At 35.0% G+C, this 26,704-nt stretch carries 29 protein-coding genes; 28 read left to right on the forward strand and 1 reads right to left on the reverse strand.

What is annotated here, in order from left to right; all coding sequences use genetic code 11:
* From DER71_RS02160 to tkt, 18 genes are all read left to right on the forward strand, one after another.
* The coding region (locus tag DER71_RS02160) for a formate--tetrahydrofolate ligase (protein ID WP_114457469.1) at positions 1–92 on the forward strand (92 nt) is incomplete at its 5' end.
* A 259-nt stretch (positions 93–351) separates the two neighbouring features.
* The gene (locus DER71_RS02165; protein WP_114457470.1) at positions 352–954 is read left to right on the forward strand and encodes a hypothetical protein; all 603 of its coding nucleotides are present in this window, start codon (positions 352–354) and stop codon (positions 952–954) included.
* Between the two features lie 36 nt (positions 955–990).
* Complete coding sequence (gene glp / locus DER71_RS02170) at positions 991–2,232, forward strand: gephyrin-like molybdotransferase Glp (protein WP_114457471.1); 1,242 nt, start codon at positions 991–993, stop codon at positions 2,230–2,232.
* A 74-nt stretch (positions 2,233–2,306) separates the two neighbouring features.
* The gene (locus DER71_RS02175) at positions 2,307–3,299 is read left to right on the forward strand and encodes a beta-ketoacyl-ACP synthase III (RefSeq protein WP_199505546.1); all 993 of its coding nucleotides are present in this window, start codon (positions 2,307–2,309) and stop codon (positions 3,297–3,299) included.
* Positions 3,300–3,317: 18 nt separating this feature from the next.
* Entirely contained in the window at positions 3,318–4,247 is a 930-nt protein-coding gene (gene fabD / locus DER71_RS02180; protein WP_114457472.1) for an ACP S-malonyltransferase, read from the forward strand.
* Positions 4,248–4,275: 28 nt separating this feature from the next.
* Positions 4,276–5,520 (forward strand): beta-ketoacyl-ACP synthase II, encoded by a 1,245-nt coding sequence (fabF, locus tag DER71_RS02185; protein ID WP_114457473.1) that lies wholly within the window; start codon positions 4,276–4,278, stop codon positions 5,518–5,520.
* Between the two features lie 318 nt (positions 5,521–5,838).
* Complete coding sequence (locus DER71_RS02190) at positions 5,839–7,338, forward strand: carboxyl transferase domain-containing protein (RefSeq protein ID WP_114457580.1); 1,500 nt, start codon at positions 5,839–5,841, stop codon at positions 7,336–7,338.
* A gap of 33 nt (positions 7,339–7,371) precedes the next feature.
* Entirely contained in the window at positions 7,372–7,494 is a 123-nt protein-coding gene (locus tag DER71_RS12325; RefSeq protein ID WP_255416515.1) for a hypothetical protein, read from the forward strand.
* Positions 7,495–7,499: 5 nt separating this feature from the next.
* Entirely contained in the window at positions 7,500–7,883 is a 384-nt protein-coding gene (locus DER71_RS02195; RefSeq protein WP_114457474.1) for a biotin/lipoyl-containing protein, read from the forward strand.
* Positions 7,884–7,995: 112 nt separating this feature from the next.
* On the forward strand, positions 7,996–8,931 hold the full coding sequence (gene arcC, locus DER71_RS02200; RefSeq protein WP_114457475.1) for a carbamate kinase: 936 nt from the start codon (positions 7,996–7,998) through the stop codon (positions 8,929–8,931).
* A gap of 118 nt (positions 8,932–9,049) precedes the next feature.
* Entirely contained in the window at positions 9,050–9,877 is an 828-nt protein-coding gene (locus DER71_RS02205; protein WP_114457476.1) for an Asp23/Gls24 family envelope stress response protein, read from the forward strand.
* On the forward strand, positions 9,870–10,853 hold the full coding sequence (gene moaA / locus DER71_RS02210) for a GTP 3',8-cyclase MoaA (RefSeq protein WP_114474249.1): 984 nt from the start codon (positions 9,870–9,872) through the stop codon (positions 10,851–10,853). The genes DER71_RS02205 and moaA overlap by 8 nt, the downstream gene beginning before the upstream one ends.
* Position 10,854: 1 nt before the next feature.
* Positions 10,855–11,331: a cyclic pyranopterin monophosphate synthase MoaC gene (moaC, locus tag DER71_RS02215; RefSeq protein WP_114457478.1), complete on the forward strand. Its 477-nt coding sequence runs from the start codon at positions 10,855–10,857 to the stop codon at positions 11,329–11,331.
* Positions 11,315–11,821 carry a molybdenum cofactor biosynthesis protein B gene (locus DER71_RS02220; RefSeq protein ID WP_114474250.1) on the forward strand — a complete coding sequence of 169 codons (507 nt, stop codon included), beginning with the start codon at positions 11,315–11,317 and terminating at the stop codon, positions 11,819–11,821. Before moaC ends, DER71_RS02220 begins: the two co-directional genes overlap by 17 nt.
* 93 nt (positions 11,822–11,914) lie before the next feature.
* Entirely contained in the window at positions 11,915–12,358 is a 444-nt protein-coding gene (locus DER71_RS02225) for an MOSC domain-containing protein (protein WP_114457480.1), read from the forward strand.
* Between the two features lie 124 nt (positions 12,359–12,482).
* Complete coding sequence (locus DER71_RS02230) at positions 12,483–14,840, forward strand: glycoside hydrolase family 65 protein (RefSeq protein ID WP_114457481.1); 2,358 nt, start codon at positions 12,483–12,485, stop codon at positions 14,838–14,840.
* A gap of 14 nt (positions 14,841–14,854) precedes the next feature.
* On the forward strand, positions 14,855–15,733 hold the full coding sequence (locus DER71_RS02235) for a DMT family transporter (protein ID WP_114457482.1): 879 nt from the start codon (positions 14,855–14,857) through the stop codon (positions 15,731–15,733).
* A 102-nt stretch (positions 15,734–15,835) separates the two neighbouring features.
* Complete coding sequence (gene tkt / locus DER71_RS02240; protein WP_114457483.1) at positions 15,836–17,800, forward strand: transketolase; 1,965 nt, start codon at positions 15,836–15,838, stop codon at positions 17,798–17,800.
* A gap of 124 nt (positions 17,801–17,924) precedes the next feature.
* Here tkt and DER71_RS02245 read toward each other — a convergent pair whose 3' ends face one another.
* Complete coding sequence (locus DER71_RS02245) at positions 17,925–18,356, reverse strand: divergent PAP2 family protein (RefSeq protein ID WP_114457484.1); 432 nt, start codon at positions 18,354–18,356, stop codon at positions 17,925–17,927.
* A gap of 171 nt (positions 18,357–18,527) precedes the next feature.
* Between DER71_RS02245 and DER71_RS02250 the strand changes: the two genes are divergently transcribed.
* The 10 genes from DER71_RS02250 (at position 18,528) to DER71_RS02295 (ending at position 26,703) form a co-directional block, all read left to right on the forward strand.
* Entirely contained in the window at positions 18,528–19,865 is a 1,338-nt protein-coding gene (locus tag DER71_RS02250) for a folylpolyglutamate synthase/dihydrofolate synthase family protein (protein WP_158531703.1), read from the forward strand.
* 4 nt (positions 19,866–19,869) lie between these two features.
* Entirely contained in the window at positions 19,870–20,436 is a 567-nt protein-coding gene (locus DER71_RS02255) for an SPOR domain-containing protein (RefSeq protein WP_114457486.1), read from the forward strand.
* Between the two features lie 123 nt (positions 20,437–20,559).
* The gene (gene rsxC, locus DER71_RS02260) at positions 20,560–21,885 is read left to right on the forward strand and encodes an electron transport complex subunit RsxC (protein WP_114457487.1); all 1,326 of its coding nucleotides are present in this window, start codon (positions 20,560–20,562) and stop codon (positions 21,883–21,885) included.
* 11 nt (positions 21,886–21,896) lie between these two features.
* Positions 21,897–22,808 carry an RnfABCDGE type electron transport complex subunit D gene (locus DER71_RS02265; protein ID WP_114457488.1) on the forward strand — a complete coding sequence of 304 codons (912 nt, stop codon included), beginning with the start codon at positions 21,897–21,899 and terminating at the stop codon, positions 22,806–22,808.
* Positions 22,809–23,369 (forward strand): RnfABCDGE type electron transport complex subunit G, encoded by a 561-nt coding sequence (locus DER71_RS02270; protein WP_114457489.1) that lies wholly within the window; start codon positions 22,809–22,811, stop codon positions 23,367–23,369.
* Positions 23,369–23,965: an electron transport complex subunit RsxE gene (gene rsxE / locus DER71_RS02275; protein ID WP_114457490.1), complete on the forward strand. Its 597-nt coding sequence runs from the start codon at positions 23,369–23,371 to the stop codon at positions 23,963–23,965. Before DER71_RS02270 ends, rsxE begins: the two co-directional genes overlap by 1 nt.
* Positions 23,966–23,968: 3 nt before the next feature.
* Complete coding sequence (gene rsxA / locus DER71_RS02280; protein WP_114457491.1) at positions 23,969–24,559, forward strand: electron transport complex subunit RsxA; 591 nt, start codon at positions 23,969–23,971, stop codon at positions 24,557–24,559.
* 21 nt (positions 24,560–24,580) lie between these two features.
* On the forward strand, positions 24,581–25,573 hold the full coding sequence (locus DER71_RS02285; RefSeq protein WP_114457492.1) for an RnfABCDGE type electron transport complex subunit B: 993 nt from the start codon (positions 24,581–24,583) through the stop codon (positions 25,571–25,573).
* A gap of 178 nt (positions 25,574–25,751) precedes the next feature.
* Positions 25,752–26,159, forward strand: coding sequence for a NusG domain II-containing protein (locus DER71_RS02290; RefSeq protein WP_114457493.1), 408 nt, complete (start codon positions 25,752–25,754; stop codon positions 26,157–26,159).
* A 28-nt stretch (positions 26,160–26,187) separates the two neighbouring features.
* Positions 26,188–26,703 carry a Gx transporter family protein gene (locus DER71_RS02295; RefSeq protein ID WP_114457494.1) on the forward strand — a complete coding sequence of 172 codons (516 nt, stop codon included), beginning with the start codon at positions 26,188–26,190 and terminating at the stop codon, positions 26,701–26,703.
* The last annotated feature ends 1 nt before the right edge of the window (position 26,704 follow it).

Consider the following 26,704-nt stretch of genomic DNA (forward strand, 5'->3'; position numbering starts at 1 on the left):
GGCCAGTGCTGATAATGCCTGGGCTACCTAAGAGACCATCAGCAGAAGATATAGACATAGATGCAGATGGTAAGATATCAGGCCTGTTCTAAAAATAAATAATGATAAAGATTTTGACATAACACCTAAGCCATCATATATTATATATGGTGGCTTTTAATAATTATCCAGCAGTATCAGTGATCTGTAATATACAAAATTAGATGAAGGATAAATGAAGATAATATAGAAATAGATATATTAAAGATAAGTTTGCATATATAATAAAAAAAGCTGACTTATCTAAAAATATTTATCTTTATGGTGCTATATTTTGACAGCATCAAGTATATTATATGGGGAGGATTTAAAATGGATATTATTGGAGTGGCTGGTTCTACAAGTAAAGCAGGTAAAACTACTTTGATAAGTTTAATGCTGGAAGACAGCAGATATAAAACTGCCGTTATTAAAACTTCAATAGATAACAGTCTAAATCAGTATAAAATTATTACAGATAGAAAGATAATACATCAAAAAGGTACAGATACTGCAAGGTTTATAGAATCTGGTGCTGACAGAGTTGTACTGCTAAAAAGTCCTGCCAGTCAAATTCCGGAAGCTTTTAATATTGTAGAAAATTTAATTGGAAAAGTGGAGCGGCTGCTTATTGAAGGGAACACTTTAAATAATTTTTTAAATCCTGATCTGATTTTTTATCTTGATAATAGTGAAGAGGAAGAAAAAGAGTCTGCCAGGATAATAAAAAATAGAGCACATATTATTGTAAGCTCAAATATACTGCTGCAGCGCAGAAAGCTGACAGAACTACCGATTGAAATCAAAGCAGACAGTTTAACCTGCTATCAGACACACCTGCTGGCAGATTTGCTCAAAATCAATGTTGGACGGGTAGGAAAAATAATTCATGATCAAAATATAAAAGTTAAAAAATGTCAGCTGGGATTATTTTAAACATAAAAATATAATATTTTATTAGGAGTGATATAGTTGGGAGAATTTTTTGATTTAATTACTGCAGATAAATTAAAAAATATTATCACAAATAGTTTAAAAGATCGAAAAGTAGAAATAGAAAATATTGATTATCTTTCTTCATTAAATAGAATTACTGCAGCAGATATTAAGGCAGGAGAATTTCTCCCCCCTTTTAATCGTTCAGCAGTAGATGGTTATGCTGTAAAAGCTGCTGATACAAATGGAGCTTCATCTTCTCTTCCTGCATATCTGAATATAGCAGGAGAAGTGGAAATGGGTAAAAAAGCTGAGCCTATAATAAAAGAAGGAGAAACAGTTTATATACCAACAGGAGCTATGCTGCCGGAGGGAACAGATAGTGTAGTAATGATTGAAGAAACAGAAAAAATCAGCGACAAGCTTGTGGAAATTTTCACATCAGTATCACCTGGAGAAAATATTATCAAAAAAGGTGAAGATATGAAAGCAGATGATATTATTATAAAAAAAGGCAGAAAAATAACTCCAAGGCATATAGGTGCCTTTGCCGGACTTGGAATTACTGAAATCCCAGCAGTAAAAAAACCAAAAGCAGTAGTAATATCAACCGGGGATGAACTTGTATCTGCTGATAAAAGACCAGTTGCTGGAGAAATAAGAGATATCAATTCACCTGTCTTAAAATTATTATTAGAAAAATGGGGAGCAGAAGCAGAAATAGCTGGTATTGTAGAAGATAAACCAGAAAAATTGGAAGAAATGATCTTAAAAAATAAAGATAAGGATATAATATTGATTTCTGGAGGAAGTTCTATTGGGTTAAAAGATATGACAGTTAAAGTATTAAATAAGCTCGGCAGTCCAGGAGTTTTGGCTCATGGTGTAGCTGTAAAACCGGGTAAACCTACTATATTTGCTGTTCTGGGAAAACAGGCTGTTTTTGGACTGCCAGGTCATCCAGGCTCAAGCTGGAATGTAAGCAGCATATTTGTAAAAAAAGCAGTAGAAGAATTGCTGACAGTAGATGACGAAAAAAATAAAATTAAAAAGAATATAAAAAAAGCTGTTTTAAGCAGAAATATTATGTCTGAAAAAGGTAGTGAACACTATTTTCCAGTAAAATTAGTAGAAGAATCTGGAAAGTTGAAAGCTCTTCCACTACTTGGTAAATCAGGGTTGATAAGTATTCTTGCAGAGGCAGATGGTGTAATTAAAGTTAAGATAAATACAGAAGGTTTTAATAAAGGTGATTTGGTCGATGTCGAATTATTTTAGATTCATCTAAAACTTGACTATCGGTCAGAAATCTGATATAACTTTATTAGATTACCCTGAGGAAGGTGATAATTTTGAGAAAAGCTACAATTGCTGGTATGGGAAAATACCTGCCAGAAAAAGTAATGACAAATAAAGATCTAGAAAAAATTGTGGATACGAATGATGAGTGGATAAAGTCAAGAACTGGAATAGAAAAAAGAAGAATAGCAGCAGATGATGTACCATCATCTGAACTTGGTTTAAAAGCTGCCAGAGCAGCTTTAAAAAATGCAGAACTTGATGCAGAAGATCTGGATTTGATTTTGGTTGCCACAGTAACACCGAATATGCCTTTTCCTGCTACTGCCTGTATTATACAGGATGAACTTGGAGCAAATAAAGCTGCGGCTTTTGATCTGGAAGCAGGCTGTTCAGGATTTGTATATGGATTAAGTGTTGCTAGTCAGTTTATAGAAACAGGAATGTACAACAATATACTGGTTATTGGTACAGAAACACTTTCTAAAATAGTAAACTGGGAAGATAGAACAACCTGTGTTCTTTTTGGAGATGGCGCAGGTGCTGCTGTTTTAAAGCCGACAGAAAGTGGTGGTATTCTTGCATCACATTTAGGATCTGATGGTTCGGGAAAAGATGCATTATATATTCCAGCAGGAGGATCACAAAAACCTACTACAGAAGAAACAGTTAAAAATAATGAACACTACTTAGTTATGGAAGGTAATAGGGTATTTAAATTTGCTGTAAAGACAATGAGTAAAGCGTCACTAAAAGTTTTAAAACAGGCCGGACTTAAAAAAGAAGATATTGATCTGCTGATACCACATCAGGCAAATACAAGGATCATAGATGCTTCTGCAAAAAGATTAAAGCTGGAAAGTGATAAGGTTTATGTTAATCTGCCGGAATACGGAAATACATCTGGAGCATCTGTACCGATTGCACTGGCAGAAGCTGAAGAAAAAGGGTTAATTAAAAATGGAGATATAGTACTATTGGTTGCATTTGGTGCTGGTTTAACATGGGCATCAGCAGTTATGGAATGGAATGATCTTAAAGGATAAAGTATTGGAGGTTTTAAAATGAGTGAAAAATTAGTTTTTTTATTTTCAGGACAGGGTTCACAATATGTAGGAATGGGAAAAGAATTATACAATAAATATCCATCTGCTGCAGAAATAATGGATCAGGCTGTTGAAATTCTGGATTTTGATATTAAAGATTTGATCTTTAATGGTCCGGAAGAAGAATTAAATAATACTAAAAATACCCAACCTGCTATATATATAGTTAGTGCCATGGTAAATAAAGTGCTTGCTGAAGAAGGAATATTCCCTTCTGCAGCGGCAGGACACAGTTTGGGCGAATACAGTGCACTTTCAGCAGCGGGTGTAATTTCATTTATTGATGGGCTGAAACTGGTTCGCCGCAGAGGTGAACTGATGGATCAGGCAGACCCGGAAGGCAGAGGAACAATGGCTGCTGTTATTGGACTTGCTGATGAAGTCATAAAATCAGTACTGGCGGAGATAGATGGAATTTGTACTGTTGCCAATTATAATTCTCCCGGTCAAGTGGTTATTTCTGGAGAAAAAAAGGCGGTTAAATCAGCTGAAGAAATTTTAAAAGAAAAAGGAGCTAAAAAAGTAATTCCACTACAGGTAAGTGGTGCCTTCCATTCTCCTCTAATGGAGCCTGCCAAAAAAGAGCTGAAAAGAGAAATTGAAAATACAAATTTTACTGAAGCTGAGATTCCGTTTATTGCAAATGTGACTGCTTCATATCTGCAGAGTGGTGCAGAAATTAAAGATGCACTTATAAAACAGCTTACTAATAGTGTTCGCTGGGTAGAAACTATAGAAAGATTTAAAGAAGATGGTTATGAAACATATATAGAAGTTGGACCTGGAAGAGTTTTAAAAGGTCTGATGCGCAGAATAGATAGGAAGTTAACAGCATATAATGTTGAAGATGAAAAAAGTTTGAAAAAAACATTAAAAAAACTTAAATAAAATTTTATATCTGGAAGGAGATTTTATAATGGGAAAGAGAGTTGTTATCACCGGTGCAGGAGTGCTGCACTCACTTGGAGATCAGGTAGATGAATTCTGGAAAAATGTAGTTTCTGGAAAATCTGGCATTAGTAAAATTGAATCATTTGATACTGAAGAATATGCCAGTCAGATTGGTGCAGAAATAAAAGACTTTTCCACCGGAAAATATATAGATAGAAAAGAAGCCAAAAGAATGGCTCTTTACAGCCAATATGCCATTATCGCATCTATGAAGGCTTTAGAACATGCGAATCTAGAATTGGATGAAGAACTTGCTTTAGATACTGGTATTATCATAGGATCTGGTATTGGTGGGATAGAAGTTTTTGAAGAACAGGTAGTTAAGCTTAATGAAAGAGGTCCCAAAAGAGTAAGTCCATTTTTTATACCAATGATGATTTCCAATATGGCTGCTGGTAATGTAGCTATTTATACTGGGGCTAAAGGACCCAATATGAATACAGTAACAGCATGTGCTTCAGGTACAACAGCTGTTGGAGAAGCATTTGAAATGATAAAAAGAGGTTCTGCCAGAGTAATGCTTGCAGGTGGAGCTGAAGCATCTATAACCCCTTCAGCACTGGCTGGTTTTTCTTCTATGAAAGCACTTTCCACCAGAAATGATGAACCGGAAAAAGCAAGCCGTCCTTTTGATAAAGATAGAGATGGTTTTGTTATAGGTGAAGGAGCCGGTGTAGTTGTACTGGAAGAACTGGAAACAGCACTTGCAAGAGGGGCAGATATTATTGCTGAAGTTATAGGATATGGTGCATCAGCAGATGCATATCATATAACACAGCCTGCTCCAGAAGGAGAAGGTGCAGGTAGAGCTATGAAAGCAGCAGTAAAGAGTTCCGGACTTGACCTGTCAGAAATTAATTATATAAATGCACACGGAACATCTACCCCACTTAATGATAAATACGAATCACATGCAGTAAAAGAACTATTTGGAAATTATGCAGAAAATCTAATGATCAGCTCTACAAAATCAGTTACAGGTCACCTGCTGGGAGCTGCTGGTGGTATTGAAACTATTTTAACAGCTTTAACACTTAAAAATGGAATTATACCGCCAACTATGAATCTGGATAACCCAGATGAAGAATGTGATCTTAATTATGTTCCAAATAAAGCTGTAGAAAAAGAAGATTTAAAAGCAGCTATGTCAAATTCTTTTGGTTTTGGTGGTCAAAATGCCTGTCTTGTTTTGAAAAAGTACGAAAAATAAAAATCTACTTAGAAATTTTAGATAAAGGCCGTCATTAAATGGCGGCCTAATATTTTTAAAACTTGACTTACTTAATTTAGTTAAGGTATGATTAATATTGCAAATCTCTTTTAAAGAGGTACAATTTTTTAAAAAAACTAATCGGACTTAAAGTAAAAGATGTATTTAAGTTTGAAAGATTTGATCAAATTAAATTTAGTGTAGAACTATTTTTTTCGTCAGAAAAGTGTTAAAGAAAATTTTAGCCGTATGTGAAATTAAGGAGGCAATATCGTGAAAGAGAAAATAGATAAATTAAATAGAAAAAGAAAAAGATTGATGGCCGGTGGTGGAGAAAAAAGAGTTAAAAGGCAGCATGATAAAGGTAAATTTACAGCCCGCGAAAGAATAGATTTGCTGCTTGATGAAGATACATTTGAAGAAATCGGGATATTTGTAGAACACCACAGTACTCAGCTGGGTATGGAGGATAAAGATGTGCCAGCAGATGGGGTAATAACAGGTCAGGGAAGAATTAATGGCCGCAGAGTTTTTTTATATGCTCAGGATTTTACAGCAATGGGCGGCTCACTTGGAGAAATGCATGCAAAAAAAATATGGAAAATGATGGATATGGCTGGCAAAGCGGGTGTTCCAGTTATTGGCTTAAATGATTCAGGTGGTGCTAGAATCCAGGAGGGTGTAGGGTCACTAGCCGGTTATGGAGGTATTTTTTACAGAAATTCCCTTAATTCTGGAGTAATTCCCCAGCTTTCTGTTATACTGGGCCCCTGTGCTGGAGGAGCATCTTATTCTCCTGCTTTAAACGATTTTGTATTTATGGTTAATGATACAAGTAAAATGTTCATTACTGGTCCTCAGGTTATAAAATCTGTAACTGGTGAAGAAGTTTCTTCTGAAGAACTCGGCGGGGGTATGACACATAATGAAATAAGTGGTAATGCTCATTTTCTTGCACCGGATGAGCAAAAAACATTTGACCAGATCAAAACTCTTCTTTCTTTTCTTCCCTCTAATAATAAGGAAAAACCTCCTTTTAGAGAAACAGACGATTCTGCTGACAGGCTGGTTAAAGATCTGGAAGATATTGTGTCTGATAATCCTAACAAACCTTATGATGTAAGAGATGTAATAGAAAGGGTTGTTGATAATGATTTCTTTTTTGAAGTTCAGCCTTTTTATGCCCGCAATATAGTTGTTGGATTTGCCAGAATAGCCGGAAATTCAGTAGGTATTGTTGCAAATCAGCCTAAATTTAAAGCCGGCTGTCTGGATATAGATTCTTCAGATAAGGCATCACGGTTTATAAGATTTTGTGATTCATTTAATATACCTATTATTACATTTACAGATGTACCTGGATATCTCCCCGGTGTGGATCAGGAATATGGTGGAGTAATAAGACATGGAGCAAAACTGCTTTATGCTTATTCTGAAGCAACTGTTCCCAAAATAAATGTAATTTTACGTAAGGCTTATGGAGGAGCTTATATAGCCATGAGCAGCAGGCATCTGGGGGCAGATTATGTATTCGCCTGGCCGTCAGCTGAGATAGCAGTAATGGGACCTCAGGGAGCGGCAAATATTATTTTTAGAAGAGAAATCAATGCTGCAGATGATCCACAAAAAGTACGTACAGAAAAAATAGAAGAATATAGAGAAAATTTTGCTAATCCCTATCAGGCAGCTGCAGAAGGATATATTGATGATGTAATTCTGCCTTCAGAAAGCAGAAAAAAATTGGCTGCTGCATTAAATATTATGATTGATAAAAAAGAAGAACGACCTGCCAAAAAACACAGTAATATGCCTCTGTAATAATTATATTTTTATATCAGGATGTGAATTTATGTGAGAAACAAAAGAATTTCAGAAGAAGTAAAAGCTGTTATCAAAGCAGCTCTGCTGACAATTTATGATGGTAATGTTAATAATAAGTCATTTAAGATAAAGAACATTGAAAAAAGGAGTTAACTGAGATGTTAAAAAAATTCAAAATAAAAGTCAATGGAAATCATTATGACGTTGAAGTTGAAGAGGTAGAACAGGCGTATAATTTCTGTAAAAATTCAGAAGGAAAATCGGCTGATCAGGAATACACCAGTCTAAAAATGCCGAGGCCAGAAAAAATGTTTGATTCTATTATTAGAGGAAATGCGGTTGAAGCACCAATTAATGGTACAGTAGTAGATATACTTGTTTCTGAGTCAGATAAAGTAAAACAGGGGGAGATCCTGCTTATTTTGGAAGCAATGAAAATGGAAAATGAAATAATTTCTCCCAAAGATGGGAAAATAGAAAAAATATCTGTAAAAAAGGGTGATAAAGTAGATATAGGTGATATTTTAATTGAAATATCTTAGATAAAATAATAAACTATAATTGTATACAGTTACTAATTGTTTACAGTTACTAATTGTTTACAGTTACTTTTATAATTTGATTAAATAAATATAACTATGGAGGTAATAACTTATGAGATTAACAATAGCTTTAGGTGGAAATGCTATTTTAAAGCCGGGAGAAAAAGGAAGCTACAGTGAGCAGTTTGCAAATGTTTATTCAACCTGCAGACAGATTGGACAGCTGGCCCTTAAAGGGCACGAAATTATCATTACACATGGAAATGGTCCTCAAGTGGGCAATATTTTAATACAGCAGGAGGCTGGAAGCAGCAGAGTACCAGCAATGCCTCTTGATGCATGTGGTTCCCAAACACAGGGGTTTATTGGCTATATGATTCAGAACAGCCTTTTTAATATACTAAGAGAACTTGGTTTAGAGAAAAATGCTGCAGCTGTTGTTACACAGGTTTTAGTAGATAAAAATGATCCAGCCTTTAAAGAACCCAGCAAACCGGTTGGTCCTTTTTTTGATAAAAAACATGCAGAAAAAATGATAAATACCAGTGGAGAAACCTGGATTGAAGACAGCGGCCGCGGCTGGAGAAGGGTTGTTGCTTCACCAGAACCGATAAAAATTATTGAATCAGAAATTATAAATAGTATAATCGAAAATGGAGAAATAGTAATTGCTTCTGGAGGGGGAGGAATTCCTGTTATTGAAGAAAATGGGCATTTGCGAGGAGTAGAAGCAGTTATTGATAAGGACAGAGCAGGCTGTATTCTGGCTGAAAACTCTTCCTCAGATCTTTTTTTGATTTTAACTGATGTAGAAAATGCTATGATAAATTATGGTACAGATAGAGAAAAAAAGATAAAAAAAGCTTCAGTTTCAGATATGGAAGAATATATTAAACAGGGCCAGTTTGGGAATGGTAGTATGAAGCCCAAAGTAGAATCTGCGGTCAAATTTGTTAAAGATACCGGAAATAATTCTGTTATAACTTCAATAGAAAAAGTTGTTGAAGCAGCTGAGGGAAAAGCAGGAACAATTATAACTGAAGATTAAATTAATATACTAAACAGCAGAATTTAGGATTGAAATAATATATTTTATTTTTCAGATATTTTATTATATTTTTGTTAATTTAAATGCAAAAGATAAATTACAGAGGAAGGTTTTTATTATGAAAGTATATGCTCTTGTTGGAGCAAGTGGGTCTGGTAAAAGTCACAGAGCAGGACTTATTGCAAATGAACTTAGAATACCTGTTATTTTAGATGATGGTCTGCTTATTTATGATGGAAAAATACTTGCTGGTAAATCGGCTAAACGAGAAGACAGTAAAATGGCAGCAATTAGGAGAGCACTTTTTTATGATGATGAGCAGGTCAAAGATGTAAAAAAAGCACTGGAAGATATAGATGCAGACAAAATACTGCTTTTGGGAACATCGATAGGAATGGTTGAAAGGATAAACGAAAAATTAGAGCTCAATGGGATAGATGAATATCTGGATATCAAAGATTTTGCATCAGAAGAAGAAATTAAAAAAGCTATGTCCGTACGGAAAAATGAGGGTAAACATGTTATTCCGGTTCCAACTATTGAAGTTCAGCCAGAATTTCCCGGCTATCTGCTCCATTCTTTGGAGTTTTTTTTCAAAAAAGGAAATAAAACTATCAAACAGGAGAAAAGTATTGTCAGACCTAAATTTAGTTTTTATGGTAATCTAATTATTTTCAATAAAGTGCTGGTAGAGATAGTAGAATATTTTTTAAAGAGAGAAGAATCTATCAGTGATTTCAAAAAATTGAAAATTGATGATAATGATAATGATCTTACTATTAATATTTGTCTAGAATTACAGTACGGAGTTTTACTTTCTGAAGTAGTCAAAAATATACAGCATCAGTTAAAAAAAGAAGTAGAAAAATTGACTGGTTTGACAGTAAAAAAAATAAATATAGAAGTTTATTCCTTATCTGTTGAGGAGAGATATAAAGATGATTAAAAATGATAGATTAAATGGAATAACATATTTAAGAGTTTCTGTTACTGATAGGTGTAATCTGAGGTGTAAATATTGTATGCCGGAAGAAGGTGTTGCAGATAAACCTCACCAGAAAATTTTATCTTATGAAGAACTTGAGAAAATAATTTCCGTCTCAGCAGAGCTTGGTGTTACACATATCAGGTTAACTGGTGGAGAACCTCTGGTAAGAAAAGATCTTGATTATTTTATAAAAAAAATAGATGAGATTGAACAAATAAAAGATATTTCAATAACAACAAATGGGGTTCTACTTTCAAAGCTGGGAGAAAAATTAAAAAAAGCCGGTCTGGATAGAGTTAATATTAGTCTCGATACACTGGATCCAGATAAATTTAAATTTATAACCAGAAGGAAAAATTTTTCTGATGTAATAGCAGGAATTGATACAGCACTTGCATTAGATTTAAAACCTGTTAAAGTAAATACAGTCTTGATGAAAGATTTTAACTTAGATGAAGTGGAAGAATTTATTAAATTTGTAAAAGAGAGAGATATTAATCTCAGATTTATTGAATTTATGCCTGTCAGTGGTGATAGTGATCATTCCAAACACTTTTATCCAGTAGAAAAAGTGAAAAAAGAATTAGTAGATAAATATAGGCTGCACAAAGTTTCTATGCGGGGTGTCGGTCCGTCTGAAGACTATACTGCTGATGGTTTTAAGGGGAGTATAGGTTTTATTGCAGCACTTACCCATAAATTTTGCGGTTCCTGCAACAGGTTGCGCCTGACTGCTGATGGGAAGTTGAGGGTTTGTCTTGTTTCTGATAAAGAGCTTATTTTAAAAAAAGATGGTAAACTGCTTGAAAAGGATAAATTAAAAGAAGCTTTTTTTAAAGCTGTATCCTGTAAACCAAAAGGACATGATTTTCTCGGTGCAAATTTAGACATTAATAATATAAAAGAGAGAAAAATGTTTCAAATAGGGGGATAAAATGAATAATTTTAGCCATATTGACAAAGAAGGTAAGGCAAAGATGGTAGATGTATCTAGTAAAGAGGTTACTTTCCGCAGAGCTGTTGCTTCGACAAAAGTTATAATGAAAAAAGAAACACTGAAGAAGATAAAAAATGGGTCTATAGAAAAAGGAGCTGTTTTGAGTACAGCCAGAATTGCCGGTATTATGGGTGCTAAAAAAACACCATATTTAATTCCTATGTGTCATCAGTTAGAACTGACATCGATTGATATTGATTTTTCTTTTATCAGTGATAAAGAAATAGAAATAACATGTACTGCAAAAAGCAGCTATAAAACAGGTGTTGAAATGGAAGCATTAATTGGAGTTTCAACTGCAGCATTAACTATTTATGATATGTGTAAAGCAGTAGATAAAGGTATGGTTATTTCTGATCTTAAACTTATGTATAAATCTGGAGGGAAGAGTGGGACTTATGAGCGAAAAGAATAATAGTTTTATAATAAAAACCGCCGTTTTAACAATCAGTGATAAAGGATCAAAAGGCGAAAGAAAAGATTTGAGCGGACCAGTGATTAGGGAAATGATGGCAGAAATAGGTGCAGAAATTGTTTGTACCGATATTATCGCTGATGAGAAAGAAGAAATTAAAGCAGCCATATGCAGTATTGCTGATGAAGAAAAAGCAGATCTCATTTTAACCACAGGTGGAACCGGATTTGCCAAAAGAGATGTTACACCAGAAGCTACTATGGAAGTTATCGAAAAAGAAGTGCCTGGACTTCCGGAAAAAATAAGAGCTGATAATATTTCTATTACCCCACAGGCTGCACTTTCAAGGGCCAGGGCAGGAATCAGAAAAAATACTTTGATTATTAATTTTCCTGGCAGTCCTAAAGCTGTTAGAGAATGTCTGGAATCAGTTATCAATATTATTCCACATGGAGTAAAAATTTTAAAAGGAGAAATTACAGAACATTAAATTAATTGTGCGAAAAAAACATTTTTGATCTGATATCTATGGATGATAAGCAGATTGATCATGTTTATTAGTACATCTATAAGGAGTGTTACTATGAATGCAAAAATTAAAGCTGTCTGCCGGAGCAAAGAAAAAGGAACCACAAAAAATGAAATAAACAAAGGAGAGCTTATAGAAGATTTTGGACTTAAAGGTGATGCTCACGCAGGAAATTGGCATCGACAGATAAGTCTTTTGGATAGTTCCAGTATTGATAAAATGAAAAACAGAGGCTGGGAAATTAGACCTGGAGATTTTGCAGAAAATATTACAACAGAAGGAATGGAAAATCTCTATAAACTGTCGGTGGGGCAAAAAATTAGAATAAGGAAAGAAATCTTACTTGAGATAACTCAAATTGGAAAAAAATGTCATCAAGACTGTGAAATCAGGCAGAAAATTGGTGACTGTGTAATGCCCAGAGAAGGTGTTTTTGCCAAAGTTATAAAAGGTGGAGAAATAAAACCGGGAGATAAAATAGAGATTTTAGAGAATTAAATTGATTAAAAGTTGAGTTTTGATATATATTGTTACCAATAGACACGGCAGTCAAATTTTTATGCTTTATTTTAAAATTTATCCAAAGATTATTTCACTGCTAAATTTGAGGAGGAAAAATCTGGTGAGAAAATATCATGCAAAAAAAATGGATAAAAAAGCTATTTATCCCTATCAGCCCTGGAAAATAACTGAAGAGGAATTTTTGCTTCATAATAATCACCACAATGAATCTATTTTTTCTCTTGGAAATGGATATATGGGATTGAGAGGAACAGTTGAAGAAGATTATCCTGGCAGTGAAGAAACTACCACACCAGGATTTTATATTAATGGTGTATATGCTTCAGAAAAGATTATTTATGGGGAAGAAGCTCCTGATTTACCGGGCTGGGGTCAGACTCTTGTAAATCTTGCTGACTGGAGTGAAATCAATCTTTATATAAATGAAGAAAAACTGGATCTTTTAAAAGGGCACGTACTGGATTATAAGAGAGAACTGGATATGAAACAGGCAATTTTGAAGAGAGAATTAGCCTGGGAAGATCGTCAGGGAAGGCAGATTAAAATTGAAATTCAACGTCTTATTTCGCTAAGCAGAGAACATATAGGTGCAGTTAGATATAAATTTAAACCACTTAATTTTTCTGGCAAGATAAATATTAACTCTGCTGTAAACGGAGATGTCAGAAACCATCACCATCTGCGAGATAAAGAAGCTCTTAATGTAACAGATAGTGAGATCGACACATATAAAGGTTATTTACTGCATGAGGTAAAAAGCACAAAATTTAAAATAGCATATTTTGTAGAACATCTGCTGGATAGCTCTCTTAAAAAAAATTGTGAAATAAAGAAAAGATCATCTGATAAAAGAGTTGACTGGATATTTGAAATTAATGCAAGAAAAGGTTCGGAATATATTATTGATAAAATTGCAGGTATTAATCACAGCAGTATGAAAGAAGAAAGTCCTCTGAGTGCCGCTCGTGCTTCTGCAGCCAGAGCTTCAATCAGCGGTTTTGAAACTTTAAAACAGGAGCAGATGGAATTTATGTCAGGGTACTGGCAGGATGTTGATGTTAAAATTGATGGAGATGAAGCACTACAGCAGGCTTTTCGATTTAATGCATTCCATATCCTTCAGTCGGCTGGCAAAAATGGACGAACAAGTGTGGCTGCAAAAGGATTAAGTGGAGAATATTATGAAGGACATTACTTCTGGGATACAGAAAGTTATGTACTTCCCTTTTATGCATTTCAGAGGCCTGAAGTAGCCAGGAATCTTCTTATATATCGCTATAATACTCTGGATAAAGCCCGGAAAAATGCTAAAAAAATGAAGCTTAAAGGTGCTCTTTTTCCCTGGCGTACAATTAATGGTGAAGAAGCTTCTGGATTTTTTATGGGGTCAACTGTACAGTATCATATTAATGCAGATATTGCATATGCAGTTAATTTATATTATCAGACAAGCAGAGACCAGGAATTTATGGAAAACTATGGACTGGAAATTTTAATTGAAACTGCCAGAATGTGGCTCAGTCTGGGGAATTATATCTCTTTCTGTGACAGCCGGTTCTGTTTTAATGTTGTGTGTGGACCTGATGAATATAAACCAGGCGTAAATAATAATGCTTATACTAATTTTATGGCTAAATTTAATATAGAAAAGGCAGCAGAAATGGCTGAGAAGATAAAAAAACAGTCACCGGAAAAATTTCAAAAAATAGCTGAAAAGATTAATTTTAAAATCGATGAAATTGATGAAATGAAAAAAACTGCTGCAGATATTTATCTTCCCTATAATGAAAAAACGAAAATCACTCCACAGGATGATTCTTTTCTTTATAAAAATCATGTTGAAATTGATGATATTCCGGAAGAAGAATTACCTCTGGTCAAAAACTGGCATCCCCTTATTATCTGGCGATATCAGGTAATAAAACAGGCTGATGTTATTTTGTTAATGCTGCAGCTTGGGAATAAATTCAGCCGGGATTTAAAAATAAGAAATTATGATTACTATGAGCCAAAAACAACACATGATTCTTCCCTTTCTCCAGCAATTTATAGTATCATAGCCTCTGAAATAGGATATAAAAAACAGGCTTATAAATATTTTATGCAGACAGCAAGGCTGGATCTGGATGATTATAATGAAAATGCATATCAGGGCCTTCATATAGCCTGTATGGGAGGAACCTGGCTTGCACTTGTACAGGGATTTGCCGGTATGAGGATGTTTAATGATAAATTATATTTTTATCCTTATTTACCAGATGAGTGGGAAAAATATAAGTTCAGGCTGCGTTTTAAAGGAAGTCAGATTGAGGTTACAGTTAAAAAAGAAAAAGTTAATTATTTTTTAATATCAGGAAACAAGGTAGAGTTTAAACATTTTGATGAAAATATTTATCTGGATAAAAATAATTTAAGCAGAGAAGTTAAGATAAAAAAATTATTAGATGCTAATACTTAAAGTTGGTGTAATTAATGGATTCTAAAAAGAAAATATATATATTATTATCAGTTGGGATTTTTTTTCTCTCACTTTCTGGTATCTTAATTAAAGTTGCTGATGCACCACCACTTATTATAGCTTTTTACCGCATGTTTTTTGCGGTACTGCTGTTGACACCGTATTTTTTAATAAAACACAGCGATAAACTGTACTATTTTTTGGATTATCGGCCGGCACTGGTTGGTTTTCTGCTGGCTCTTCATTTTATATTCTGGATAACATCAATTGAGTATACGGATATTTCTAATTCAGTAATATTTGTTGCTTTACAGCCCCTTTTTACTATAATTTTAGAATATTTATTTGCCAGAGATGATCTGAGACAGGGTGTAGTTGCAGGGATAATATTTTCTATTATTGGTAGTATTATAATTAGTATTGGAGATCTGCATATGCTTCAGAGCAAAGTGTTTGGAGATCTTTTGGCATTAACTGCTGCACTTTTTGCAGCTTCATATCTATTTATCGGCCGAGGAGTTAGAAAAGAGCTTGACTATTTTCCATATTTATATATTCTTTATACATATTCAGCTCTTTTTTTAGCTGCCGGTGTTTTTCTGCTGGATATTCCTTTTGGAGGCTATGGAACTATTAATTATCTGATATTCTTTTCTCTTGCAGCAGGACCAACACTAATTGGACATTCGATTCTCAATTATTCAGTTAGATTTATTCCTACCTCAATAGTATCTTTATCTATTTTAGGAGAACCCATTTTGACCACGTTTTTTGCCTGGATCCTGCTGGGAGAAAAAGTTATGATTACAACACTTGCAGGTGGGAGTTTTATACTTTTAGGAATATATATGGCAGTTTCTTATGAAAGCAGAAAAAATAAAGAAATAATTTAATTATTTTTACGGCTGGACATTGTTCTTATAAAGATATAAAATAATGATTGAAGAGAAAAGTTGCTTAAAATTATAATTATATTAATACAGGGAGGTATTATTTTGATAAAAGAAATAGCTAATACAGTGAGAGGTTTATCAGCAGATATAGTAGAAAAAGCAAATTCCGGACACCCGGGAATGCCAATAGGATGTGCTGATATAGGTGCACTTTTATTTGGAGAAATTATGGAGCTGGATGGAAGTTCACCTGAGTGGCCTGACAGAGACCGTTTTGTACTTTCGGCCGGTCATGGGTCCGCTCTTTTGTATTCTTTTCTGCATTTGAGTGGTTTTGATCTTTCTATGGATGATTTAAAATCTTTTAGACAGCTCAATTCCTGTACACCTGGACATCCCGAATATGGTTATACTGATGGTGTAGAAACAACTACAGGTCCTCTTGGACAGGGGTTTGCAAATGCTGTTGGTATGGCGGCAGCAGAAAAAATGATGTCTTCTAAATATAATAAAGGTCGGTATAATATTGTAGACCATTATACATATACCTTACTTGGTGATGGATGTATGATGGAAGGTATTTCATCCGAGGCTGCTTCATTTGCAGGTCATCTTGGTCTTAATAAATTAATTGCCGTTTATGATGATAATAATATTTCTATAGAAGGCAGTACAGATATTACATTTACTGAAGATGTTGCAGATCGTTTTAAAGCATATGGCTGGCATGTTGTAGAAAATGTGGATGGTCATAATATTTCTGAATTGAGAAACGCTTTTAAAAAAGCAAAAGAAGATAAAGAAAGACCGTCCTTAATAATTGCAAAGACACATATTGCTTATGGTGCTCCAAATAAACAGGATTCCAGTTCTGCTCATGGTGCTCCACTGGGAGAAGATGAGATTAGGCTGTTAAAAGAACATTTTGATCTGCCAGCTGATAAAAAATTCTATATTCCAGATAATGTTAAAGATTTTTTTAAAAAAAGAGCTGCTGAAATGAAGAAAAAACGCTCTAAATGGCAGGAAAAGTTCAAATCCTGGGCCAGGGAAAATCCAGAATTAAAAGAAGAATGGGATAATGCTTTTAATCTGGATATTCCATCAAATTTAAAAGAAACAATTATGAAGATGGATATAAAAGCTCCGGTAGCAACTCGTAAAGCTTCTGGTGCTGTTCTAAAAGAAATAGCAGAATCACTTACCTATCTGGTAGGTGGATCCGCTGACCTTGCACCTTCAAATAAAACTTATTTGGACAAATACGGAGAAATTCAAAATGGTGACTACAGTGGCAGAAACTTCAGATTCGGAGTCAGAGAACATGCCATGGGAGCAGTAGTAAATGGAATTTCTCTGCACAAGGGACTGCGCCCATTTGCAGCAACATTTCTGGTTTTTTCAGATTATATGAGGCCGGCAATTCGACTTGCAGCTTTGATGAAACAGCCAGTTATATATGTATTTACACATGATTCTATTTATATAGGAGAAGATGGGCCTACACATCAGCCGGTTGAACATGTAGAATCCCTGCGCTTAATACCCGGACTTAAAGTGCTCCGCCCGGCAGATGAAGAAGAAACAAAAGCTGCCTGGATGGAAGCAGTGGAAAATACAGCTGGTCCAACAGCTCTTGTGCTGACAAGGCAGAGTTTGCCTCATCTGGAAAAATATCAGGGACTTGATAATTTTGATAGAGGAGCATATTTTATCAACAATCCACAGGATGCAGATATTATAATTTATGCAAGTGGTAGTGAAGTATCTCTTGCTGCGGAAACAGCAGAGAAGTTAAAGGAAGAAAATATTAAAGCTGCTGTAATGTCAGTTCCAGAAAAAACTAAATTTATGAATTTAGAAGATAAAATTGATCTTCCTGATCTAAAATTAAAGGTTGCTGTTGAAGCTGGAGTTGGCAGTGGATGGTGGAAGCTGGTTGGTGAAGATGGATTAATTATCAGTGTAGAAGATTTTGGTATAAGTGGACCCGGCAGTGAGGTTGGAGCAGCTTTCGGCTTTGATTCTGATCAAATTGTTGAAAAGATAAAAAAAAGATTAAAGTAGATTTAAAAAATTGAGACTGCAGATAAAGTTCTACAAATAAATAATACAGCAGAGCGGAAAAGTCCGCTCTGCTTTTTTGCAGGGAAATTGGTTTTGTTCTAGAATATTAATATCAGGTTGAAAATTAAAGCAAATAAAACCAGTTTATAAATGCCAGGATAATTCCAAGTACAATACCGGAAACAACTTCAATTGGAGTATGACCTATTAATTCTTTTAAATCTTTTTTTATTATCTGTTTATCTTCTTCATAACTTCTGATCTCAAGATGTTTAATCATATTATTTATTACATTTGCCTGTTCCCCAACAGCTCTTCTTACACCACTTGCATCATAAGTTACAATTAGAGAAAATACTGTTACTATGGCAAAAAGATCAGAGTTGATTCCATATTTGAGGCCGACAGTTGTGGTGAGAGAGGCCACAAAGGCAGAATGAGAGCTGGGCATTCCCCCGGCAGTAAAGAAAGTGGAAATATTTAATGGTTTTATAAAAAATATTTTTAAAAATTGAGCTGTAAAAAGGGAAAAAAGTGAAATCCAAAGTAGAGACATATTTATACCTCCAGATAAAGACCTTGTAAAATAAATTCATTACTTTGTTTTTTTTATTTTAACTTATATCATCCCTTTTTTGCAAATAGAATTGATCAATATTTTAAAAATGCAATATTTTTGCTGCTGAAATAAGGATAAAGAAATTTATGGAATTGAGGTGTTTAAATATTGAATCCTTATTTGTATTTAAATAATTTAAACAAATTTGGTAAAGAAGGTGGTTATAAACCAGGATTAAAGAGAATAGATCGACTTTTATATTATCTGGGCCGGCCGGAAGAAAATCTAAAATTTATTCATGTTGCTGGGACAAATGGTAAGGGATCTACTGCTTCTTTTATAGAGAAAATTTATAGAGAAGCAGGCTATAAAACAGGATTATATATATCACCTCATCTTTATCATTTTAATGAACGGATTTCTGTTAATGGCCGGACAATAAGTAGTGTTGAACTTGAGGAACTGGTTGCTGAAGTTAAAAAGGCATCAGATAAGGTTGTAGAGGAAAGTGATTATGGAGAACCCAGTTTTTTTGAAATAGCAACTGCACTGGCTTTTTTGTTTTTTGACAGACATAGACCTGATATTGTTATTCTTGAAGTAGGACTGGGAGGGCGATTTGATGCAACAAATATTATTAAGGATTCTCTTGCTTCAGTAATAACCAGTATAGATCTGGAACATACAGAACTTCTGGGAGATACAAGAGCTAAAATTGCTTATGAGAAGGCAGGTATAATAAAAAATAATGGACTTGTTTTTTCAGCTGTTTTAGATAGTTCTGCCAGGAATGTTATTCAAAAGAGAGCAGAAGAATTAAATGCAGAATTTATAAATATTGATGATATCTATGCAAAAATCGGTAATGAAAGCAGCTTTTACAAAAATTATTTAATTATATCAAAAAACAGCAGAATACATAGATTCAAAATTGGACTTAATGGCAGATATCAGGCTCGTAATGCCGCTCTTGCCCTTGCTGTGGTAGAAGGATTGAAAAAAATACTTCCTTTAGAAAATCCAGCTGTAGAAAAAGGACTGGCCTGTACATACTGGCCGGGAAGGTTAGAAATAGTCTGCCAGAATCCTCCTGTATTGATTGATGGTGCACATAATCCTGCCGGCATGAAATCCTTTATAGATTTTGTGGAAGAGCATCAGTATAGATTTGATGGAGTTGATTTTATTTTCTCTGTGCTTTCAGATAAGGATGTAGATCTTATGCTGGATCAAATTAAAAGAATAAAAAATAATCTACACATACACCTGGCTGAAAACAGGTCAGAAAGAACTATGAAGATTGATAAATTGATAGATCGATGTAAATTTTATGATTTAAAATATACAGCATATAAAAGTCTTTCTTCTGCAGTAGAAAAAATATTTTCAATTTATGATGAGAAAAAAAGGCTGATAACAGCTTCTGGTTCTTTTAATACAGTTGTAGAAGCCGGCATAACAGCAAAATTGAGCTGTCGAGAAAAAATTACAAATAGTAGAAGGTGAAAATATGTCTGAAAAGAAGAAAAAAAGTGGATTTTCTTTAACAGTGATAGTTATTTTTATGGCTGCAGCTGCTATTTTTGTTGGATATCTGCTGGGAAGCTGGTTAATACAGCTTCTTAATGAAGATAATACTCCTCAGATGGCACAGGAGCAGTCGGAAGAAATTACCTCAACTGAAAGTAGTATATCCACAACCGGTGAAGCAGAAACGGATACAGAATTTAAAAAACCCAAAACAGAGTCAGTAAAAGAGGAAACTTCTGCTGTAGATACTTCTGAGTCCCAGAATATCTCTGAACCTGCGGCCAATGTTTCTGAAAACCAGAATAATGTGGAATCTGAAACAATTGTTGAAAGTGGTGATTTTGGTATTCAAGTTGGTGCATTTGCTAACTATGAAAATGCCAAGCAGTATAAAAAAGAAATAGAAGCTAGAGGTTATAAAGTTATAATTACTGATACAGACCCCCACAAAGTACAGATAGTTGGCTATACAAGCAGAGAGGAAGCTGAAAAAGCAGAGAAAGAAATAGAATCAGCTGGGTATAATGGATTTATTGTAAGTTTTTAGGCTATAATTTGATTTTAATGTTGTTCTTATTTAAATATTAGTATATAATAGGAATGGTCATTATTTATATTTAATATTTTATTATTTTATATACTTTAATCATTTAAGGGGTGAAATTATAAAGTGAGTATTTTGTCTTTTAAACAGGGGATACATCCTGAATATAATAAAGAATTAACAAAGGATAAACCCCTAAAAAATGCTGCACGACCAGAAGTTGTTACTATTCCTCTCCAGCAGCATATAGGAGCTCCATTAAAAACTCTTGTAAAAAAAGGGGATCATGTAGATATGGGGCAGAAACTGGCAGATAGCGATAGTTTTGTTTGTGCACCTGTACATGCTTCTATAACAGGAACAGTAAAGGAGATTAAAAAAGTAGTAACACCTGGCGGCAGCCGATCTGATGCTGTAGTAATTGAAGCAGATGATGAGGATAACTTCTCCAGCGATTTAGAAAAATTTGCTGATCTGGATGAACTCAGTGGAGAAAAAATTCGTAAAATTATTCGTGAAGCTGGGATTGTAGGTATGGGGGGAGCAATGTTCCCAACCCATGTAAAAGTCTCCATTCCAGATGACAAAAATGTTGAATATGTTATTTTAAATGGGGCAGAGTGTGAGCCGTATTTAACTGTTGACCACAGAGTCATGGTAGAAAGACCGGAAACTGTGGTCTTTGGCTTAAAAGCTTTAATGAAAGCAGCTGGCGCAGAAAAGGCTTTTATTGGAATTGAGGTAAATAAGCCTGAAGCAATAGCCAGTATGAAGGACGCTGCTGCAGATGACGAGAAAATCGAAGTCAAAGAACTAGAAACAAAATATCCACAGGGTGGTGAGAAAATGCTTATAGAATCCATCCTTGGTAGAGAAGTACCTGCCGGTGGCCTTCCGCTGGATGTTGGGGTTGTTGTTAATAATACTTCCACTTCAGCTGCAGTAGCAGATGCAATTAGAAAGGGAAAACCACTGATAGAGAGGGCTATAACTATTACAGGCAGAGGAGTGGAAAAACCTCAAAATCTTGTTTATAGGATTGGTACATCTATTGCAGACTTAATTGATCAGGCCGGTGGATTTAAGGGTGAACCAGGGAAAGTCATTTTGGGAGGACCGATGATGGGATTTGCCCAAAAAGATCTTGATATCCCTACAGTTAAAGGTACTTCCGGGATTTTAATTTTGCCGAGAGAAGAAGTAGATGCTTATGAGCCCTCTCCATGTATAAATTGTGCAAAATGCGTGGATGCATGCCCTATGTTTTTAATGCCTACTCAACTTGTTAATTATACGAAAAATGATATGGTGGATGAGCTGGAAGAATATCAGGTATTAAGCTGTATTGAATGTGGGTCATGTTCTTATGTGTGTCCAGCTAAAATACCACTGGTACATTATCTTAGAATTGGGAAAGGCCAGGTTATGGCCCGGAGAAGGAAAGAGCAATAAGGAGGATGAAAATGAATAACGAGCAACTGATTGTAACATCTTCACCACACATCAGAGCTGCAGATTCTGTTAGCAAAATTATGTGGTCGGTTGTAATATCACTGATACCGGCTGTGTTTGCTGCAATATACTTTTTCCAGGCTCGGGCCCTTTCTATAGTAGTGGTAAGTGTTCTTGGAGCAGTTCTGACAGAGTATGTTTTTCAGAAAGTAAGAGGCAAAAAAATAACCATCAAAGATGGAAGTGCAGTTGTAACAGGTGTTTTACTGGCTTTAACATTACCACCATCTATACCACTGTGGACAGTTCTGCTAGGAGCGGTAGTTTCGATAGGACTTGGGAAACAGGTATTTGGTGGAATCGGATATAATCCATTTAATCCTGCACTTGTAGGAAGAGCTTTTTTAATGGCAGCTTATCCGGTGATTATGACAACCTGGACTGTGGATGGAGTAAGTTCTGCAACTCCCCTAAATAATATGAAGATGCAGGGAATTGCAGCTGATACATGGAATTTATTTGTTGGTCATGTAGGTGGATCTCTGGGAGAAACATCTGCCCTTGCACTATTACTTGGTTTCGCATTTCTGCTTTATAAAGGATATGTAAATTGGAGGATTCCAGTAGGAATGGTAGGAACAGTGTTTATTTTTACACTGGTTTTTGGGGCAAATCCTATTTTTCATCTTTTTGCAGGTGGATTAATGCTGGGGTCATTGTTTATGGCAACAGATATGGTTTCTTCACCGGTGACTAAAAATGGCCGCTGGATTTTCGGAATAGGTGCAGGTTTAATTGTTGTAATCATCAGGCTCTGGGGTGGATATCCAGAAGGAGTAATGTATGCTATACTGCTGATGAATACCACAGTTCCACTCATTAATAGATATACAAGGCCTCGTTCCTTAGGAGAGGTGAGATAAATGGAAAAAGAGAGTATTGGAAGATTAGTTCTTACTTTAACAATAATTGGAATAATCTCTGCCCTTACACTGGCTTTTGTATACCAGTGGACAACACCTTACATAAAGGAACATCAGGCAGTCGCTCAGGAAAAAGCAGTATTTAATGTGCTGCCCGGTGCAGAAAAATTTGAAGAAGTAACTAAAAATGGACATACTTTTTATGAAGGTTACAATAATGCAGGTTCACGTGTGGGTGTTGCATATATCGCAACTGGTGGAGGTTTTCAGGGACAGATTGAATTGATGATTGGGGTAAATTTAAATGAAGAAAAAATTTATGGAATCAGCATTTTAACTCATTCAGAAACACCGGGTTTAGGAGCTAGAATTACAGAAGATGCATATAAAAGCAATTTTGTAAATAAACCTTTTGGTGATTATACAGTAGTAAAAAGAGAAGCTGCTGAGCAGACAGAAGTAGAAGCAATTTCGGGTGCTACTATTTCTTCTGAAAAGGTTACTACCATAATAGAAAATGCAGTAAGTACAATACAGAGTGCATATGGAGGTGGAATGTAATGGCCAGTCAACTGCTTGATGATTTTAAAAATGGTCTCTGGAACGAAAACCCTATTTTTAGATTAGTTATTGGAATGTGTCCAACTTTAGCTGTTACTAATACTACAGAAAATGGACTGGCTATGGGGATAGCGACTTCTTTTGTATTGATTTCTTCAGAAATTGTAATATCTTTAATTAAAAAATTGATACCCAAAAATGTTCGTATTCCAAGTTATATTCTTATAATAGCTACCTTTGTAACATTTACTGATTATTTCCTTAAAGCTTTTTATCCAGGTATTGCGGCATCTTTGAGCCTGTTTATACCACTTATAGTTGTTAACTGTCTGATTCTGGGAAGACAGGAAGCTTTTGCATCCAGAAATCCTGTACATAGAGCTATTGCTGATGGGCTAGGCATGGGTATAGGTTTTACCTGGGCACTGACTCTTTTAGGTGCAGTTAGAGAGCTATTTGGTATGGGTTCAATCTTTGGTTTTCAGATTTTAGGTGCATGGTATAAACCGATGATTATTATGGTTCTGCCAGCCGGAGCTTTTATAACGCTTGGTATTTTAGTTGGTATTATGAACTTGATCAGCAGGGAGGGTTAAATAATGGAACAGTTCACACAGGTAATACTGTTATTTATCAGTACAGTTTTAATAAATAACTTTATACTGGTTAGATTCCTGGGAATATGTCCATTCCTTGGTGTTTCTAAACATGTAGAAACAGCTTTTAGTATGGGATTAGCAACAACATTTGTTATGACCCTTACTGCAGCAGCAACCTGGCTGATAAATACTTTTATTTTGGAAGCTTTAAATCTTCCTTTTTTACAGTATGTATCCTTTATAATTGTAATAGCATCTCTGGTTCAGTTTGTGGAAATGTTTATCAAAAAAACGAGTCCTGTTTTATATAAAGCACTGGGTATCTTTTTACCTTTAATTACAACTAACTGTGCGATACTCGGACTGGCTCTGCTGATTCCTTTAAATGGATACAGCTTTATTGCCAGTGTTGTATTTGGATTTGGTGCCGGTGTAGGTTTTACTCTGGCTATAGTATTAATGGCCGGTTTAAGGGAAGGACTGGAATTTGGTGATGTCCCCGGTACTTTAAGGGGTGTACCGATTACTTTAATTATAGCTGGAATTATGGCAATGGCATTTATGGGCTTTTCTGGCCTTATTTCGATGTAGTTGGAGGTGGAATACAGATAAATGGATTCAGTATATATATATTCGATTTTAAGCATGGGTGGTATAAGTGCTCTATTAGCAGCTGGTTTAGGTTTTGCTTCAAAGAAATTTGTAATTGACCAGGACCCACGTATAGATAAAGTAGAAGATGTTTTACCGGGAGCTAATTGTGGTGCATGTGGTTATGCAGGATGTGCCAGTTTTGCTGAAGCTGTTGTAGAAGGTGATGCACCGGTAAATGGATGCCCGGTTGGTGGTGACAAGGTTGCCAGTAATATAGGAGATATTTTAGGAAAAGATGCAGGCAGTTCTACCAAAATAGTAGCAGAACTTCTCTGTGGTGGTGGTAAAAAAGAAGCCAGACGCAGAGGAGAATATAAGGGGATTGAAACCTGTCAGGCAGCAGATGCAATAAATGGTGGAGAAAAAATATGTTCATTCAGCTGTCTTGGATTTGGTGACTGTGAGGCTGTTTGTCCTTTTGATGCAATTGTAATGGGGGAAAATGGTCTTCCAGAAATTGACCCGGAAAAATGTACAGCGTGTGGTAAATGTGTTGAAGCATGTCCGCACAATATACTGCTTCTGGCACCAAATTCTGCTAAAACACATATTAGATGTTCTTCTCATGACTCCGGAAAATTAGTTAGAAAAATATGTGAAGTAGGCTGTATAGGATGCGGTATTTGTGCAAGAGTTTGTCCGGTTGATGCAATAGAAATGCAGGATAATCTGGCAGTAATTGATTATGATAAATGTGTTAACTGTGGTCTCTGTGCAGAAAAATGTCCAACTGGAACAATAAAATTTCAGGCTGAAAGAATTCAGCAAGTAGAAATTAATGATAAATGTGTTGGCTGTACATTATGTGCAAAGGCATGCCCTGTTGATGCTATTTCGGGTGAAGTTAAAGAAAGGCATGTAATAGATCAGGACAAGTGTATTCAGTGTGGTTTGTGTTTTGAAGCATGTAATGTTGATGCAGTTGACCTCTTTTATGAAAAAGACTTATAAGAAGTTGAGAAGTGAATGATTAAAAATGTAATTTCAATTTAATCTTTACACTTATATACCCGGCTTAAGCCGGGTTTTCTTTTGTTTATGATATTTACAGATATGTGGACATAACAGCTAAAAGATGTTAAAATATTAATTAATGATAGTACAAATTAATAAATTGTGGTGAATTTATTTGAAGATAAATGATATTATTACGTTTTATGATAAAATTTTGATTATAATGATAATTATTGCCAGTTTATTAATGCTTTTTGCGCCTTTTTATTATTTTCAGCAGGGTGATTCAGAAAATCTTTATCTCATTATTGAATCAAATGGAAAAGAGGTTAAAAGATTTCCACTGGAAAATACCTTTTCTAAACCTGTTGTATTTGAGGTGGCTGGACCAATAGGTATACATAAAATTGAAGCATATCAGGGAAAAGTTAGGGTTAAAGAAGCACCGGATGATGATCCCCTAAAAATATGCGAAAAAACCGGCTGGATAGAGCAGCAGGGTCCTATTATTATCTGTGTCCCAAACAAGATTGGTATTTGGATTGAATCTTCAGATGCAGAAGTTGATGGTATGAGCTGGTAATGATGATATTGAAAAGAAGGGTAGATCAGTGATTAGAACTAGGAAAATAGTTATTATAGGTTTATTAGTTGGATTAGGTCTTATTATGCATTTTGTGGAAACTATGCTTCCATTAACTGCTGTAGTGCCGGGCGCCAAATTGGGGCTGGCTAATATCGTAAGTTTAATTGGAATTGTTCTGTTTGGATTTAGTGGTGGGCTGCAGATTGTGCTGTTGAGAATTATTATAGGTTCACTTCTTGCGGGTACTTTTATGACTATAAATTTTTATTTAAGTTTAAGTGGTGGATTGTTGAGTTTTTTTATGATGTATTTTGTTTATGAGTTTTTTCAAGATAAATTCAGCCTGATAGGTGTCAGTGTAATTGGGGCAGTTACACATAATATAGGACAAATAGTTATAGCATATCTAATAATCGAAAATGCTGCTGTCTTTTATTATCTGCCATTTTTAACATTACTTGCAGTACCTACGGGAATAAGTGTTGGCCTGGTTAGTTTTTTTACAGTTTCATATTTGCCCACTTCTCTTACCGGGAGGTGAA

The organism is Halanaerobium sp. DL-01, assembly GCF_003338615.1.
Classification (GTDB): Bacteria; Bacillota; Halanaerobiia; order Halanaerobiales; family Halanaerobiaceae; genus QPJE01.

Coding starts and splice junctions, on each gene's coding strand:
- DER71_RS02165 (WP_114457470.1), top strand. CDS start 352: ATGGATATTATTGGAGTGGCTGGTTCTACAAGTAAAGCAGGTAAAACT.
- fabD (WP_114457472.1), top strand. CDS start 3,318: ATGAGTGAAAAATTAGTTTTTTTATTTTCAGGACAGGGTTCACAATAT.
- fabF (WP_114457473.1), top strand. CDS start 4,276: ATGGGAAAGAGAGTTGTTATCACCGGTGCAGGAGTGCTGCACTCACTT.
- DER71_RS02190 (WP_114457580.1), top strand. CDS start 5,839: ATGGCCGGTGGTGGAGAAAAAAGAGTTAAAAGGCAGCATGATAAAGGT.
- DER71_RS02195 (WP_114457474.1), top strand. CDS start 7,500: ATGTTAAAAAAATTCAAAATAAAAGTCAATGGAAATCATTATGACGTT.
- arcC (WP_114457475.1), top strand. CDS start 7,996: ATGAGATTAACAATAGCTTTAGGTGGAAATGCTATTTTAAAGCCGGGA.
- DER71_RS02205 (WP_114457476.1), top strand. CDS start 9,050: ATGAAAGTATATGCTCTTGTTGGAGCAAGTGGGTCTGGTAAAAGTCAC.
- moaA (WP_114474249.1), top strand. CDS start 9,870: ATGATTAAAAATGATAGATTAAATGGAATAACATATTTAAGAGTTTCT.
- moaC (WP_114457478.1), top strand. CDS start 10,855: ATGAATAATTTTAGCCATATTGACAAAGAAGGTAAGGCAAAGATGGTA.
- DER71_RS02220 (WP_114474250.1), top strand. CDS start 11,315: ATGAGCGAAAAGAATAATAGTTTTATAATAAAAACCGCCGTTTTAACA.
- DER71_RS02225 (WP_114457480.1), top strand. CDS start 11,915: ATGAATGCAAAAATTAAAGCTGTCTGCCGGAGCAAAGAAAAAGGAACC.
- DER71_RS02235 (WP_114457482.1), top strand. CDS start 14,855: ATGGATTCTAAAAAGAAAATATATATATTATTATCAGTTGGGATTTTT.
- DER71_RS02245 (WP_114457484.1), bottom strand. CDS start 18,356: ATGTCTCTACTTTGGATTTCACTTTTTTCCCTTTTTACAGCTCAATTT.
- DER71_RS02255 (WP_114457486.1), top strand. CDS start 19,870: ATGTCTGAAAAGAAGAAAAAAAGTGGATTTTCTTTAACAGTGATAGTT.
- DER71_RS02265 (WP_114457488.1), top strand. CDS start 21,897: ATGAATAACGAGCAACTGATTGTAACATCTTCACCACACATCAGAGCT.
- DER71_RS02270 (WP_114457489.1), top strand. CDS start 22,809: ATGGAAAAAGAGAGTATTGGAAGATTAGTTCTTACTTTAACAATAATT.
- rsxE (WP_114457490.1), top strand. CDS start 23,369: ATGGCCAGTCAACTGCTTGATGATTTTAAAAATGGTCTCTGGAACGAA.
- rsxA (WP_114457491.1), top strand. CDS start 23,969: ATGGAACAGTTCACACAGGTAATACTGTTATTTATCAGTACAGTTTTA.
- DER71_RS02285 (WP_114457492.1), top strand. CDS start 24,581: ATGGATTCAGTATATATATATTCGATTTTAAGCATGGGTGGTATAAGT.